Source organism: Microvirga sp. P4_A5 (assembly GCF_056402495.1).
This window is the reverse complement of the sequence record NZ_JBFUHH010000102.1, coordinates 1-14,459: the sequence shown is the minus strand read 5'-3', so window position 1 is coordinate 14,459 and position 14,459 is coordinate 1. Positions and strand designations below refer to the sequence as shown.

Below are 14,459 nucleotides of genomic sequence, written 5' to 3'. Positions count from 1 at the left end.
GTCATTGACGATCCGTGCGCCGATTGCGGCGGCGCGGGCCGGGTGACCCGCGAGCGCACCCTCTCGGTCAATATTCCGGCGGGTGTCGAGGAAGGCACCCGCATCCGTCTCGCGGGCGAAGGCGAGGCCGGCGCGCGCGGCGGCCCCGCGGGCGACCTCTATATTTTCCTTTCCATCAAAACTCACCAGTTCTTCCAGCGTGACGGCGCGGATCTGTTCTGCCGCGTTCCGATCTCGATGGTGACGGCGGCGCTTGGCGGCGATCTCAACGTGCCGACCATCGGCGGCGGCGATACGAGCCTGAAAATCCCCGAAGGGACGCAATCCGGCAAGCAGTTCCGCCTCAAGGGCAAGGGCATGCCGGTTCTGCGCTCCCGCGACGTCGGCGACCTCTACATTCAGGTTGCTGTGGAAACGCCGCAGAAACTTACCAAGCGTCAGCGGGAGCTCCTGGCGGAGTTCGAACAGGAATCCTCCAAGGACAATCACCCGGAGAGTTCGGGCTTTTTTGCACGGGTTCGCGAATTTCTCGATGGTTTTAGCGGATCAACTTAGCTTGACGGTCGTTTTCTTTGAGTTCTAAAGAACCTTCGTGATCTGCCGCTCAAGGGGCTAACCAGTGCTTCAGTCGTTCCAACGGCCTAGCCCGCGAAAATTGCCCCTCGGCAAGGATCGCTTTCAGGATGAGGCGAAGTTTCTGCGTCTCTGGCTGGAACGACCCCTCGCCATCGGCGCGGTGATGCCGTCCGGCAAGATCCTGGCGCGCAAGATGGCATCCTATGTGGATCCACGAATTCCCGGCCCGATCATCGAGCTTGGACCCGGCACGGGCCCCGTCACCGACGCGCTGATCAGGCGCGGTGTGGCACAGGATCGGCTGATCCTCGTCGAGTTCAATCCGGAATTCTGCCAGCTGCTGAAGCGCCGTTTCCCCAAGGCGACGATCATCCAGGGCGACGCCTACGACCTGCACGAGACCTTGTCGGGCATTCTGCGGGAGCCCGCCGCCGCAACCGTGTCGAGCCTGCCGCTTTTCACCAAGCCGATGGATCACCGTCTCGACCTCCTCGAGGCGGCCCAGGCCGTGACGCATCCGGACGCGCCCTTCATCCAGTTCACCTACGCCGTCGTGCCCCCGATGCCGGCAAGGTCGGACACCTACCGTGCGAAGGGTTCGGACCGCATCTGGCGCAATCTCCCGCCGGCCCGGGTCTGGGTCTACCACAAGGTCAAATCGCCATGAGGTCCGCCATGTCCGTTTCCGTCGAGTCTCTCCCGGCATCGGACATCCGCGACAAGCTCATCATCGGCCTCGATCTCTCGTCGGTCGACGAAGCGAGGGCTCTCGTGCGGCAGATCGGCGATGCCGGCAGTTTCTATAAGATCGGCTATCAGCTCGCCTATGCGGGCGGACTCGAATTCGCCCGCGAGCTCGTGGGTGAAGGCAAGAAAGTCTTTCTCGACCTCAAGCTGCACGATATCGGCAACACCGTCGAGGCGGGCGTGCGGTCGGTCGCCCGCCTGGGCGTCACCTTCCTGACCGTCCACGCCTACCCGCAGACCATGCGCGCGGCGGTGGCGGGCCGGAGCGACGCCGCGCTCAGGATCCTCGCCGTGACCGTGCTGACGTCCTACGACGACCAGGATCTCGCCGATGCGGGTTATGAGCCGGGCAGCGTCGCCGAGTTGGTAGCCCGCCGGGCCGCTCAGGCGCGCGACATCGGCATCGACGGCATCGTCTGCGCCGCCCCGGAGGCGCAGAGGATGCGCAGCCTGCTCGGTCCCGACCGATTGATCGTCACGCCCGGCATCCGGCCGTCGGGCTCCCCCGCCGGCGACCAGAAGCGCGTCCTCACCCCGGCGGATGCGATCCGCCTCGGCGCCGACCATCTGGTGGTCGCCCGGCCGATCGTGAAGGCCGCCGATCCCCGCTCTGCCACCCGGGCGATCGTCGATGAGATTGCCGGCGCCGTCGAGGCTTGACGCACGAACGGCACTGGCGTTCGGTGCACACCTGATTTCGAGGAGTCTCTGATGCCGAAAGCCTATGTGATCGCCCGCGTCACCGTCACCAATCCGGAGGCGTATGCCGAGTACGCCAAGGGGGCGACAGCGGCGATCCGGCAATATAACGGCCGCCCGCTGGTGCGCGGCGGCGCGTTCGAGGCGCTGGAAGGGGACGCGAGGCCCCGCAACGTGGTGATCGAGTTCGACTCGATGGAGCAGGCCCRGCGCTACTATCACTCCCCCGAATACCAAGCCGCCAAAGCCCACCGCGAGGGCGCTTGCATCGCCGAATTCGTCCTTGTCGAGGGAGCCGAATGATGAAGAAGGGATATTGGATCGGCCGGGTCGACGTCGAAAACCCGGAGGCGTATCAGGAATACGTCCATTCCAACGGCCCCGCCTTCGCCAAATTCGGCGGTCGCTTCATCGTCCGGGGCGGCCCTTTCCGCGCCGTCGAGGGTGCGAGCCGGAGCCGCAATATCGTGATCGAATTTCCATCCTACGAGGCCGCCCTCGCCTGCTGGGATTCGCCCGAATACCAAGCCGTCAAGAAGAAGCGCGACGGACATGCCATTGCCGAGATCATCGTGATCGAAGGCTACGAGGGCTAACCGCCGACTTTTTGTCGAGGAGATCGAGACCATGAGCGAGATGCGTCTCGTCGTCGTCGGCGCCGCCGGGCGCATGGGGCGAATTCTGATCAGGGCCGTCGCCGAGACCGAGGGCTGCCGCCTCGTCGGGGCCATCGAGCGGAGCGGCTCCGAGGCCCTGGAGCACGATGCCGGCCTTCTCGCCGGGATCGGGCTTCTCGACGTCAGCGTGACGGACGATCCGCTGCCGGTTTTCGCCGAAGCCGACGGTGTTCTCGATTTTACCGCCCCCGCCGCCACGACCGCCTTCGCGGCCCTCGCCGCTCAGGCGCGAATCGTCCACGTGGTGGGCACGACCGGCCTTCAGCCCGACGATTTCACCAAGCTCGAAGCGGCGGCCCGCCACGCCCGGATCGTCCAGTCCGGCAACATGTCGCTCGGGGTCAATCTCCTGGCGAGCCTCATCCGCAAGGCCGCCTCGACGCTGGGCGAGGATTTCGACATCGAAATCATGGAAATGCACCACCGGATGAAGGTGGATGCTCCGTCCGGCACGGCGCTCCTTTTCGGCGAAGCCGCAGCGGACGGCCGGGGCATTTCGCTGAAGGATCGTTCGGTGAGGTCCCGCGACGGACATACCGGGGCGCGTCGCGACGGCGATATCGGATTCGCGTCCCTGCGGGGCGGCACGGTGGTGGGCGATCACACGGTGATGTTCGCCGGACCGGGCGAGCGGATCGAACTGACCCATCGGGCGGAAGATCGCAGCCTTTTCGCCCGCGGCGCCGTCAAAGCAGCGCTCTGGGCCTTCGACAAGAAGCCCGGGTATTATTCGATGGCGGATGTCCTGGGGTTCTAGGCGAATGGTGAGTGGCGAATGGCGAATGGCAGAAAGAGGTTCGCCCGTGCCCTTCATGCCCTCCCACTCACCCCTCACCACTCACCCCTCGCCATTCACCACTCGCCACTCGCCACTCGCCACTCACCCACCCCTCGGAGCTCCTCAATGAACCGCCTTCTCGTCCTCGTCCGTCACGGCCAGAGCGATTGGAATCTCAAGAACCTCTTCACCGGCTGGAAGGACCCCGACCTCACCGAGCTTGGCGTCGAGGAAGCGATCGAGGCCGGGCGGCGGCTGAAGGCCGAAGGGATCGAGTTCGACGTCGCCTTCACGTCGAGCCTCTCCCGCGCCCAGCGCACCTGCACCCTGCTGCTGAAGGAGCTCGGCCAGCCGGATCTGCAAACATTCGAGGACCAAGCCCTCAACGAGCGCGATTACGGCGATCTGTCGGGGCTCAACAAGGACGATGCCCGCGCCCGGTGGGGCGAGGATCAGGTCCACATCTGGCGGCGGTCCTACGACGTCCAGCCTCCCGGCGGCGAGAGCCTCAAGGACACGGTGGCGCGGGTGCTGCCCTATTACATGCGCGAGATCCTGCCCCGGGTCATGCGCGGCGAGCGCGTGCTCGTGGCGGCCCACGGCAATTCCCTGCGTGCCCTCGTGATGGTGCTCGACGGCCTGACGCCCGAGACCATCCCGTCGATGGAACTGGCAACCGGCATTCCGCTCGTCTACCGCCTGAAGGCCGACACCACGGTCGAAGACAAGAAAGTGCTGGCCACGTGAACGACATCCGTATTCTCGATGCGCGCGCGGCCGCGAAGGAGCGTGGCCGGCTGGCTGAAATCCTTGCGGATTGCGTCAATGGCGGCTCGTCCGTCAGCTTCATGTGGCCGTTCACCGTCGAGGACGCTCAGGCGTGGTGGGGCGGCGTGATCGAGACGGTGGAATCCGGCAAGACCATCCTGTTCGGGGGCTATGTAGACGATCTGCTCGTCGGCACGGTCCAGCTCTCCTTCGACGTTCCGCCCAACCAGCTTCATCGGGGGGACGTGCGAAAGCTTCTGGTCCACCGGGAAGCACGGAAGCGCGGGATCGCGGCGGCCCTGATGAATGCGCTGGAAGAGACGGCGCGAGAGCGCGGGCTCTCGCTGCTCACACTCGATACCGGTACGGGCACTCCGGCCGAGCGGCTCTACAGCCGGCTGCGCTTCGTAAAGACCGGGATCATTCCGGGATATGCGCTCAACCCGGACGGCTCGGTCTGCGATACGACGATTTTCTGGAAGGCGCTTGCCTGAACCATCATGGAGGAGCCGCCATGGGTCTCTCGCTCGCCCCCGGCGTGACGTATCATCCCGATTATCTGGATCGTGCGGCCCAGGAAGCGCTTCTCGCGAGCATCCGGGAGATCACCCGGCAGGCGCCCATCTACACGCCCCGCATGCCCAAGACCGGCAAACCCTTCTCGGTGCGCATGACCAATTGCGGCCCGCTCGGCTGGGTGTCGGACGAAACCGGCTACCGCTATCAGCCGACCCATCCGGAGACCGGCCGGCCGTGGCCCCAAATGCCCGAAATGCTTCTCGGTGCCTGGAACGCTCTCGGGGAATACCCTCACCCGCCGGATGCCTGCCTGATCAATTTCTACGAACCCTCGGCGCGGATGGGGCTGCATCAGGACAAGGACGAGGAAGAATTCGCCGCGCCCGTGGTGTCGTTGTCCCTCGGGGATACGGCATTGTTCCGTTACGGAGGTCTCGAGCGCAAGGACCCCACCCGCTCGGTCCGGCTCCGCTCGGGCGATGCGATCGTGTTCGGCGGCCCGGCCCGGCTGATCTACCACGGCATCGACCGGCTCATCGCCGGGAGCTCCGATCTGCTGCCGCAGGGGGGGCGACTCAATCTCACCTTGCGCAAGGTCGGACGGGCGCTCTAAGCCTGAACGGCAATCTATGTTCCGGAGGACACGATGAGAGGCCCGCTGCTCGCCGCACTCGGCTTGATCCTGACGCTGCAGGGCGTATCCGCGGCCGATCCGGTGTTCCCGCCGGCCTCCCGCGTCGGCATCGTTCCCCTCGACGACATGGTGCTGTCCAAGCGGTTCAGCGGATTCGAGAACTCGGAGAAGGCCACGGCCATCACCTTCTCGGAGATGCCGCCTGAGGCCTATAACGAGCTGGCGGCCGGCCTCACGAAGGACGCCTTGAAGCGTCAGGGCATCGACGTCACGGCGCGCGAGAGCCTGAAAATCGGCGCCGCTTCCGGAATATTGATTTCGGGCGCCATGACGGGCGCGGTCAAGGGGCGCAAATGGGTCCTCGCCGTCAAGGGCGCTGACATGACCGCGCTCCTCATCGCTCAGGTGGAAGGCGGCGCGGACGGCTACAGCGAACAGCAGATGCGCAAGGCGCTGACGAGCGTCGCGCTGAGGGGTCCGGTCGCCCTCGACGAGCAGATCGCAGCCCTGCCGTTCCGTATTGGCGACAAGGCCGGTTTTCGCCCCGTGCGGGTGCTCGCAGGCAATTCCGTCCTCCTCACCGACGGGCCGCTCGACACCGTGCGGCGGCTGGAACAACCGGTCGTCATCCTGGCCATCTCGCTGGCTCCGCCCCCGATTTCCGAACAGCGCGACCGATTCGCGCGGGCGGCTCTCGTCTCCAACCAGAGCATCAAGCAAGTCGTGGTCGAACGGGCGGAATCCTTTCGGATGAAGGGTCAGGAGTGGCACGAGACCGTCGCCAAGGCCGTCGATTCCGCGTCCGGCGAACCGATCATCGTCATGCAGACCATCCGTTTCGACGCGGATCGCTATGTGAGGATGGTGGGGATCGCCCGCATCGATCAGCGCGCGGAGATGCTGCCGCGGTTTCGCAATGTGGTCGACAGCATCGATATGGCGCCGTGAGGTTTTTAAGCTTCAGTCCCGAGGGGGAAACGCCGGCAGCGACCAGCCGCGCAGGAGCGCGAGGGCGCGCAGGATGAAAGCGGCGGCGAACCCGGCGGCGGCGCTCATGACGGGATCGACCCCAAGGGATTTCAGGCCGACCATCACGCCGGCGCCGAGGGCGGCGGCCGTCACGTAGATCTCCTGTCGCAACACCAGGGGCGTGGTTCCCGCCAGCATGTCGCGAATGATGCCGCCGAAGGTCGCCGTGACGGTGCCAAGGGCGATCGCCGAGAGGGCTGGAACCTCGGCGGCAAGCGCCCTTTCGGTTCCCACCACGGCAAACAGCGCGAGACCGAGGGCGTCCGCCCATAGCAAGGCGCGCCCGCGCAGCCCCCCATCGAAGATGCCGATGCGGCGGGGGCCCAGACAGAAGGTCGCGGCGGCGACCAGAAGACAGACGAGAACGTCGGTCGGATCGCCGACCCAGAAGACCGGTCGAGTGCCGATGAGCAGGTCCCGCAACGTGCCGCCGCCCACGCCTGTCACCGTCGCCAGAAGGGCAAAGCCGAAAGGGTCCATGCCCTTGCGGGCTGCGACAAGTGCGCCCGATAGGGCGAAAACGGCCACCCCAACGGATTCGACGCTGAGGGGGCCAAAATCGGTCATGTCAGATTTCGGACGCGGCGGTGCCCGTGTCCTGCGCCTCGTTGCCGTTGGTCTTCGGACCGCCCTTGGCAACCCCGACCAGGGCGGGGCGAAGGACCCGCTCACCGATCACGAAACCGGGCTGCACGACCTGCACGACCGTGCCGCTGGCAACGTCGGGGTTGGGAACCTCGAACATGGCCTGATGGAGGTGGGGATCGAATTTCTGGCCCATCGGGTCGAGCTTCTTCACGCCGTGCCGCTCCAGAATCTTCAAAAGATCCCGTTCGGTCAGGTCGATACCCTCGATCAGGCCCTTGAAGGCGCCCTCGGCACTGGCACGAGCCTCATCGGACACGGTCTCGATGCCGCGCCGCACGTTGTCGGCCACGTTCAGCATGTCGCGGGCGAAGTTCGCCACCGCATAGGCGCGCGCGTCGGCGACCTCCCGCTCGGTGCGGCGGCGCAGATTCTCCATGTCGGCCATCACCCGCAGGAATTTATCCTTGAGGTCGTTTTTCTCGGCTTCGAGAAGGGCCACCGGGTCCACGGGCGTCTCGGGAGCCTCGGCGTCCGCTTCGATTTGGGTCGCGTTCTGTTGTTCCGTGTCGTTCGGTTTCATCGTCTATCATCTGAAATCGAGGGAAATGGGTCACGCCACATATCAGGTCATGGGAGCGACAAATCAAGCGCTGCGGCGCTGGGGAGCCTCCCTTTCGTCCGTCTTGAACACCTCCAGCACGGCCCGTCGGATGGCGGCCTGGCGGCCCGCATGGGTGATCTTCGTCCCGGTCAGATCCGTCACATAGAACACGTCGACCGCCTTCTCGCCGAAGGTCACGATGTGGGCGGACGCGATATTGAGGTTGAGCTTACCGAGCGCGGTGGTCAGGTCATAGAGCAGGCCCGGACGGTCGAGCCCCGAGATTTCGATGACGGTCTGGCGATTGGACAGGGAGTTGTCGATCGTCACGTCGGGCGGCACGTGGAAAGGCTTGACACGGGTCGGCGCCGGCCTCTTGCCATCGACCAGGTCGGCGATCTTGACCTCACCCTTCAGCGCCCGCTCGATGGCGTTCGCCACGCGCCCGGCGCGCCGCAATTCGTCCTCGTCACGGTCGAAGGCGCGCGACAGCACGATGGTGTCGAGCGCCATCCCGTCCGTCGTCGTGAAGATCTGCGCATCGACGATGTTGCCGCCGGACGCAGCACACGCGCCGGTGACGATGGCGAGCAGGCGAGGATGGTCCGGAGAGAGGATCGTCAGCTCCGTCACGCCGCGGAACTGGTCGGTCTCGAACGTGGTGGTCACCGTCCGGCCGGCCTTTTCGGCCTCGTTGACGAACCGCGCCTGCGCCACACGGCGCGCCACGTCCGTCTTCAGCCAATAGCCGGGCGAATGGCGCGCCGCATAGGCGTCGAATTGCTTGCTCGTCCAGTCCGGAAGTTCGGTCCGCAATTCCTCCTGCGCCAGCCGCACCCGTTCCGAGCGGGCGATATCCATCGCGCCGCCGCCGAGGACGATCTCCGTCTCATGATAGAGGTTGCGCAGCAACTGACCCTTCCAGCCGGTCCAGACGCCGGGGCCCACCGCCTTGATGTCGGCGATGGTGAGAACGAGCAGCAGCTTCAGCCGCTCCATGGTCTGCACCACGTCCGCGAAGGTCTTGATGGTGGCATTGTCCGAGAGATCCCGGCTCTGCGCGGTGTTCGACATCAGCAGATGATATTCGACCAGCCACGCGACGGTCTCGGTTTCGGCATCCGTCAAACCAAGGCGCGGCCCGAGCTTGCGCGCGATGGCGGCGCCGGCGAGGGAGTGATCGTCCGGCCGTCCTTTGGCGATGTCGTGCAGGAAAGTCGCCACGTAAAGCGCACGCCGGTTGCGGATCGTCCCGACGATCTTGTGCGCCAGCGGGTGATCGCCCCCGAGCCGCCCCGCCTCGATGTCGTTGAGAACGCCGACCGAGCGCAGCAGATGCTCGTCCACCGTATAATGGTGGTACATGTTGAACTGCATCATCGCCACGATGCGGCCGAACTCGGGAACGAAGCGGCCCAGCACGCCCGCTTCGTTCATCAGCCGCAGCACGACCTCCGGCGAATTGCGCGACGTCAAGATGTCGAGGAACATCTTGTTGGCGTCGGAGTCCTTGCGCAATGTGGGACCCACAAGGTTCAACGAGCGCGTTGCGAGGCGCGTGGCATCGGGGTTGATCGGCAGGTTGTGCTTGTCCGCCAGCCAAAACAGCCGGATCAGGTTGGTCGGATCGCGCTCGAACGCATCCTCGTCCAGCACATTGATGCGATTGTTGTCGATGATGAAATCATCCACCGCGAAAGCGCCGCCGCGCTTGCGCCGGAAGCGGTCGAAGACCCGGTTCAGAACCGGCAGCTTCTTGGCCTGCCGTGCTTCCAGCTCGGCGCACACGATCGCGGTGAGATCACCCACGTCCTTGGCGATCCGGAAATAKGCCTTCATGAACCGCTCGACGCCCGACAGYCCGCCGCGTCCCTTGTAGCCGATGCGTTCGGCGATGCGCTTCTGAACGTCGAAGGTCAGCCTCTCTTCGGCCCGGCCGGTGAGGAAATGGAGGTGGCAGCGCACGCGCCAGAGAAATTCCTCGCAACGCGCGAAGAGCTGAAACTCGTCCGTCGTGAACAGACCCGCCCGCACCAGCTCTTCGGGCTCCCGCACGCGGTAGACGTACTTGGCGATCCAGAACAGCGTGTTGAGGTCCCGCAATCCTCCCTTGCCGTCTTTCACGTTGGGCTCGACGAGGTAACGTGACGCGCCCGCTTTCGCCACGCGGGCGTCTCGTTCCTTCAGCTTGGCGTCCACGAAGGCGGGGGACGACGTTGCGACGAGGTCGCGGTCGAACCGTTCCACCAGATTGTCGTAGAGCGCCTCGTCGCCGAACAGGAAACGGGCTTCGAGCAGCGAGGTCCGGATGGTCATGTCGCTCGCGGCTTCGCGCATGCAATCCTCGACCGAGCGGGTCGCATGGCCGATCTTGAGTTTCAGGTCCCACAGCACGTAGAGCATGGCCTCGACGACGCTCTCGCTCCAGGCCGTCTGCTTGTAGGGAAGCAGGAACAGCAGATCGACATCCGAGCCCGGCGCAAGGGTGCCACGCCCGTATCCGCCTGTGGCGACAAGGGCAAGGCGATCGCCCGAAGAGGTGTAGTGGGCGGGATAAAGGTGTTCGACCACCGCCGCGTAGATGGTGCAGACGACCCGGTCCATGTCGTGACAAAGGGCCCGCGCGCAGGCAAGGCCGTCCTGGTCCGCCAGCAATCGCTTCTCGGCCTCGGCTCGCCCCTCGCCGATGACGCGCAGAAGCTCGGGCACGATGCGGGATCTGAGGTCGCCCGCGTCCCGCAGGGGCGCGCCGCGCAAGGCGGTCAGAACGTCGTCGAGAGGGTAGTTCGGCATAGAAAGCCCTGTTTGGTCGTCACCGATTAGCATTCCCTACCACCGAAGCCCATGCGCGAGAGAGGATTGTTCTTTTAAAAATACTTGTTTGACATAAGAAACGATGCGTCCTACAAAAAGGACACGCGCCGATTTGAGCATGCAGCTTGCGGGCGCGAAACAAGTGCAGCTAAAGCGCCGGGCAATCGTGACCGTCATGGCCTCGATTGCAAGCGCGGAACACAGGAGATTGACCATGAGCCTCTCCCGCCGCCTCCTCCTCGCCGCCACCCTCGCCGCCGGCTTCGTGACCGCCGCCTCGGCACAGCCGAAGGAAGTCCGGATCGACTATGCCACCTACAACCCGGTGAGCCTCGTCCTCAAGGACAAGGGCTTCCTTGAAAAGGAACTCGCCAAGGACGGCATCACCGTTCGCTGGGTACAGTCGCTGGGCTCCAACAAGGCGCTTGAATTCCTTAATGCCGGATCGATCGATTTCGGATCGACCGCCGGCGCCGCGGCCCTGATCGGCAAGATCAACGGCAACCCGATCAAGTCGATCTACGTCTATTCGCGTCCGGAATGGACCGCCCTGGTCGCCGGCAAGGATTCGACCATCACCAAGGTCGAGGACCTGAAGGGCAAGCGGGTCGCCGTCACCCGCGGTACCGATCCGCACATCTTCCTGGTGCGCGCCCTGCAGGAAGCGAAGCTCACCGAAAAGGACGTGAAGCTCGTGCTCCTGCAGCATCCGGACGGACGCACCGCGCTCGAGCGCGGCGACGTGGATGCGTGGGCAGGGCTCGATCCGCTGATGGCGGCCGCCGAAGTGGAGAGCGGCGCCAAGCTCTTCTACCGCAATGCGCCGGCCAACACCTGGGGTGTCCTCAACGTGAGCGAGGCCTTCGCGAAGGACAATCCGGCCCTCGTTCAGAAAGTGCTGAAAGCCTATGAGGAAGCCCGCGCCTATTCGCTGGCCAACCCGGCCGAGTTGAAGAAGTCGCTGGTGACCTACACCAAGCTGCCGGAGGCCGTGATCGACCGCCAGCTCACGCGCACCGAGCTGACCCATTCGACCATCGGCAAGCCGCAGGCCGACACGATCCTTGCCGCCGGACTCGCCTTGCAGCAAGCCGGAGTCATCACGACCGACACGAACGTGCAGGCCGCCGTCGACAGCTTGATCGATAGCCGCTTCGCCACCGCGTCGCGCTAAGAGCTGAAGCACGGGAGAGCGCCGTGACAGGCAAAGCCACAAGCCACGCCTGGTCCTCCCTCGAGGAAGTCGCCGCTCTCGCGGCTCCTCCGACTGCCGGGAAGCGGCGCGCCCTCGATTGGCGTGTCCTTCTCGGCTTCTTTCTGCCCGTCGCCATCGCGCTGCTCTGGGAAGCGGCGGTCCATGTGGGCCTCGTTCAAGGGCGCCTCGTTCCGCCCCCCAGCCGCATCATCGCCACGCTGACGAACCTCGCCGCCACCGGCGAATTGTGGATCCACGTCAGGGCCACTCTCTGGCGTGTCCTAGTAGGCTTCGCCATCGGGGCCTCGGCGGGGATCGTCTTCGGGGCGATCTCGGGATCGTCCGAGACCACGCGGCGGCTGCTCGATCCGACTCTGCAGGCGCTTCGCGCCATTCCATCCATCGCCTGGGTGCCGTTGTTCATTCTCTGGCTGGGTATTTTCGAAGCATCGAAAGTGGCGCTCATCGCCATCGGCGTCTTCTTTCCGGTCTATCTCGGCATCACGGGCGCGATTCTGTCCGTCGACCGGAAGCTCATCGAAGTGGGGCGTGTCTTCCGGCTCTCCCGCGTGGACATGGCGCGGCGGATCCTGCTGCCGGCGGTGCTCCCGGAGGCGCTGATCGCGCTTCGGTCCGGCCTCGGCCTCGGGTTCATGTTCGTGGTGGCGGCTGAGATCATGGGTGCGTCGGAGGGCCTCGGCTATCTGCTCGTCGACGGCCAGCAGATGGGCCGACCCGATCATATTCTGGCGGCCATCATCGCCTTCGCGCTTCTGGGCAAACTCGCCGACAGCATCCTGGTGGGGGCAACGAAACCGCTCGTGCGCTGGCAGGACACCGCCCGGGGAACGCTCTGATGCTCAACCTCGAACACCTTTCCAAGACCTACGCGGACGGGACCCGCGCGCTGTCCGACATCAATCTCACGGTTCGCGAAAGCGAGATCGTGGCGCTCGTCGGCGGATCGGGCTGCGGCAAGACCACGTTGCTGCGCCTCATCGCAGGCCTCGACCGCGCAAGCCAGGGCGATATCCGTCTCGACGGCGAGGCCATCGTCGAACCGCATCCCGCCATCGGCATCGTGTTTCAGGAACCGCGCCTGCTGCCATGGCTCGATGTGGCGGACAACGTGGGTTTCGGGCTCAGGGCGGTGGCTTCCGGCGAACGCGCGGCGCGCATCGCACACGCGCTGGAGAAAATCGGCTTGTCAGAACACGCAAAGCGCTGGCCACGCGATCTTTCGGGCGGCCAGCAGCAACGCGTCGCCATCGCGCGCGCATTCGTCGCGAACCCGAAGGTGCTGTTGCTCGACGAACCCTTCTCGGCGCTCGACGCCTTCACGCGCGCGAGCCTGCACGATCATCTTCTCGGCCTCTGGGACGAGACGCGGCCCACCGTCCTCATGGTGACCCACGACGTCCATGAAGCCGTGACGCTGGCGGACCGCGCCATCGTCATGCAGCCGAAACCCGGCCGCATCTTCGACGAATTGCCGCTCGCCATCGCGCGTCCGCGCGACCGGTCCTCGCTTCCGTTCGAAAGCGCGGTGCGGCGCGTGATGAGCGCTCTGGACCACTCCCTCAACACCGTGCAAACATCCCCGCAACGCGAGCGCGACCGCGAGGCGGCCGGGCTCTGGTGGTAATTCAGGAAACGCACCCATGGAATCGACGGAATTGCGCGCGCTACAGGCGCCGCTGAAAGATCAATATCGCGCCGAGCCGGATTCCGCCGTCGTGACCTTGCGGGCGCAAGGAACGCTCGACGATCAGCACATTGCCTGCAAGGTCGAGACCGGCCGTGCGCTGGCGATCGCGGGACTGCATCCGGCCAGCGGCGGTACGGGCGCGGAACTCTGTTCGGGCGACATGCTGCTGGAGGCGCTGGTCGCCTGCGCGGGCGTGACGTTGAAGGCTGTCGCCACCGCCCTCGAAATCGATCTGCGCGCCGGCGTCGTGAAGGCCGAAGGCGATCTCGATTTCCGCGGCACCCTCGGCGTCGACAAGACGGCGCCGGTCGGCTTTCGCGCCATCCGTCTGAGCTTCGAGGTCGACACCGATGCGCCGCAGGAGAAGGTCGATCAATTGCTGAAGCTCGCCGAGCGCTATTGCGTCGTCTACCAGACGCTCAACCACCGTCCGGAGCTCAGCAGCACCCTGTCGCGCGTCTGATCGCGCGGTTTCACGTTCCGCCGAGCGAGCGCGGCGCGGCGCTGATGGTCGCGGCCGCTCCCGTCTGGACCTCCTGGACGGAGAGCGCCCGCTCGTTCGTGCCGTCGGCGTTGAAGCGGAACACCCCATCGGCGCCGGCAAACCCCGCTGGATTGGTGAGCACCTCGTCGGAAAAGCGCTGCGACCCCTGAACGCGCGTCAGCGCCGCGGCCAACGTCACCGCGTCATATGACAGGGTCGCGAGGCGGATCGGATCGGCGTTGAACCTTTGGCGATACCGCGCCGCGAAGGCGTTGAAGCCACGATTGTCGGGCGTCGCGAACCACGCCCCCTGCAGCCCCGGCACATCGAACACGCGCGGCTCGTTCCACAAGCCCGTTCCGAGCAGCTTCACCTTGCGGGAATCGACGCCCGCTCCCTGCAGTGCCTGGGCGACGACCGGCAGACCATCGGCATTTTCAGGGACGAAAAGCGCATCCGCCTGCGGCGCGCCGCCCGCGATTGCCTGCGCCAGCCGTTGGACCGCGCCTTGCGGCTGTCCGGCCGGATAGCGCTCGATCGCCACGACCCGGAGATTGCTCCGCGCGGCCGCCTCGCGGAACTGCGCCTCGGCAACGCTGCCGTAGGTGGTTTCCGGGATGAGCGCCGCAACCGACCGACGCC

Annotated in this window: 19 protein-coding genes; 14 read left to right on the top strand and 5 right to left on the bottom strand. The window is 65.5% G+C overall.

Annotation, left to right across the window (positions count from 1 at the left end; genetic code table 11):
* The 10 genes from AC1DVM_RS19475 to AC1DVM_RS19430 all read left to right on the top strand — a co-directional run.
* The coding region (locus AC1DVM_RS19475) for a DnaJ C-terminal domain-containing protein (RefSeq protein ID WP_477257157.1) at positions 1 to 555 on the top strand (555 nt) is incomplete at its 5' end.
* A gap of 64 nt (positions 556 to 619) precedes the next feature.
* Positions 620 to 1,243: a class I SAM-dependent methyltransferase gene (locus tag AC1DVM_RS19470; protein ID WP_477257155.1), complete on the top strand. Its 624-nt coding sequence runs from the start codon at positions 620 to 622 to the stop codon at positions 1,241 to 1,243.
* Positions 1,244 to 1,251: 8 nt separating this feature from the next.
* On the top strand, positions 1,252 to 1,983 hold the full coding sequence (pyrF, locus tag AC1DVM_RS19465; protein ID WP_477257153.1) for an orotidine-5'-phosphate decarboxylase: 732 nt from the start codon (positions 1,252 to 1,254) through the stop codon (positions 1,981 to 1,983).
* 51 nt (positions 1,984 to 2,034) lie between these two features.
* Positions 2,035 to 2,325 carry a DUF1330 domain-containing protein gene (locus AC1DVM_RS19460; RefSeq protein ID WP_477257151.1) on the top strand — a complete coding sequence of 97 codons (291 nt, stop codon included), beginning with the start codon at positions 2,035 to 2,037 and terminating at the stop codon, positions 2,323 to 2,325.
* A complete protein-coding gene (locus AC1DVM_RS19455; protein WP_477257149.1) occupies positions 2,325 to 2,618 on the top strand; it encodes a DUF1330 domain-containing protein in 294 nt (97 codons plus the stop codon). Before AC1DVM_RS19460 ends, AC1DVM_RS19455 begins: the two co-directional genes overlap by 1 nt.
* A 40-nt stretch (positions 2,619 to 2,658) precedes the next feature.
* A complete protein-coding gene (dapB, locus tag AC1DVM_RS19450) occupies positions 2,659 to 3,456 on the top strand; it encodes a 4-hydroxy-tetrahydrodipicolinate reductase (protein ID WP_477257159.1) in 798 nt (265 codons plus the stop codon).
* 147 nt (positions 3,457 to 3,603) lie between these two features.
* Positions 3,604 to 4,224 carry a 2,3-bisphosphoglycerate-dependent phosphoglycerate mutase gene (locus AC1DVM_RS19445; protein ID WP_477257147.1) on the top strand — a complete coding sequence of 207 codons (621 nt, stop codon included), beginning with the start codon at positions 3,604 to 3,606 and terminating at the stop codon, positions 4,222 to 4,224.
* Positions 4,221 to 4,739 carry a GNAT family N-acetyltransferase gene (locus tag AC1DVM_RS19440; RefSeq protein WP_477257145.1) on the top strand — a complete coding sequence of 173 codons (519 nt, stop codon included), beginning with the start codon at positions 4,221 to 4,223 and terminating at the stop codon, positions 4,737 to 4,739. The genes AC1DVM_RS19445 and AC1DVM_RS19440 overlap by 4 nt, the downstream gene beginning before the upstream one ends.
* A gap of 20 nt (positions 4,740 to 4,759) precedes the next feature.
* Positions 4,760 to 5,377, top strand: a complete 618-nt coding sequence (locus AC1DVM_RS19435; protein ID WP_477257143.1) for an alpha-ketoglutarate-dependent dioxygenase AlkB family protein — start codon at positions 4,760 to 4,762, stop codon at positions 5,375 to 5,377.
* 33 nt (positions 5,378 to 5,410) lie between these two features.
* Positions 5,411 to 6,346: a hypothetical protein gene (locus AC1DVM_RS19430; RefSeq protein ID WP_477257141.1), complete on the top strand. Its 936-nt coding sequence runs from the start codon at positions 5,411 to 5,413 to the stop codon at positions 6,344 to 6,346.
* Between the two features lie 12 nt (positions 6,347 to 6,358).
* On the opposite strand, the gene AC1DVM_RS19425 is transcribed toward AC1DVM_RS19430, so the two are convergent.
* From AC1DVM_RS19425 to AC1DVM_RS19410, 4 genes are all read right to left on the bottom strand, one after another.
* Positions 6,359 to 6,994, bottom strand: a complete 636-nt coding sequence (locus AC1DVM_RS19425; RefSeq protein WP_477257139.1) for a trimeric intracellular cation channel family protein — start codon at positions 6,992 to 6,994, stop codon at positions 6,359 to 6,361.
* A 1-nt stretch (position 6,995) separates the two neighbouring features.
* Positions 6,996 to 7,595, bottom strand: coding sequence for a nucleotide exchange factor GrpE (gene grpE / locus AC1DVM_RS19420; RefSeq protein WP_477257138.1), 600 nt, complete (start codon positions 7,593 to 7,595; stop codon positions 6,996 to 6,998).
* A 63-nt stretch (positions 7,596 to 7,658) separates the two neighbouring features.
* Positions 7,659 to 10,409: a [protein-PII] uridylyltransferase gene (locus tag AC1DVM_RS19415; RefSeq protein ID WP_477257136.1), complete on the bottom strand. Its 2,751-nt coding sequence runs from the start codon at positions 10,407 to 10,409 to the stop codon at positions 7,659 to 7,661.
* 36 nt (positions 10,410 to 10,445) lie between these two features.
* Positions 10,446 to 10,646, bottom strand: a complete 201-nt coding sequence (locus AC1DVM_RS19410; protein WP_477257134.1) for a hypothetical protein — start codon at positions 10,644 to 10,646, stop codon at positions 10,446 to 10,448.
* Here AC1DVM_RS19410 and AC1DVM_RS19405 point away from each other — a divergent pair.
* From AC1DVM_RS19405 to AC1DVM_RS19390, 4 genes are read left to right on the top strand one after another with little or no spacing between them, the layout of a single operon-like run.
* Positions 10,645 to 11,604, top strand: coding sequence for an aliphatic sulfonate ABC transporter substrate-binding protein (locus AC1DVM_RS19405; protein ID WP_477257132.1), 960 nt, complete (start codon positions 10,645 to 10,647; stop codon positions 11,602 to 11,604). The two genes, AC1DVM_RS19410 and AC1DVM_RS19405, sit on opposite strands and share 2 nt — an antisense overlap.
* Positions 11,605 to 11,627: 23 nt before the next feature.
* Positions 11,628 to 12,482 (top strand): ABC transporter permease, encoded by an 855-nt coding sequence (locus AC1DVM_RS19400; protein WP_477257131.1) that lies wholly within the window; start codon positions 11,628 to 11,630, stop codon positions 12,480 to 12,482.
* The gene (locus tag AC1DVM_RS19395; RefSeq protein WP_477257129.1) at positions 12,482 to 13,270 is read left to right on the top strand and encodes an ABC transporter ATP-binding protein; all 789 of its coding nucleotides are present in this window, start codon (positions 12,482 to 12,484) and stop codon (positions 13,268 to 13,270) included. The genes AC1DVM_RS19400 and AC1DVM_RS19395 overlap by 1 nt, the downstream gene beginning before the upstream one ends.
* Before the next feature lie 16 nt (positions 13,271 to 13,286).
* Positions 13,287 to 13,796 (top strand): OsmC family protein, encoded by a 510-nt coding sequence (locus AC1DVM_RS19390; protein WP_477257127.1) that lies wholly within the window; start codon positions 13,287 to 13,289, stop codon positions 13,794 to 13,796.
* Between the two features lie 10 nt (positions 13,797 to 13,806).
* Here AC1DVM_RS19390 and AC1DVM_RS19385 read toward each other — a convergent pair.
* On the bottom strand, positions 13,807 to 14,459 hold a 653-nt coding region (locus AC1DVM_RS19385), incomplete at its 5' end, for an ABC transporter substrate-binding protein (protein ID WP_477257125.1).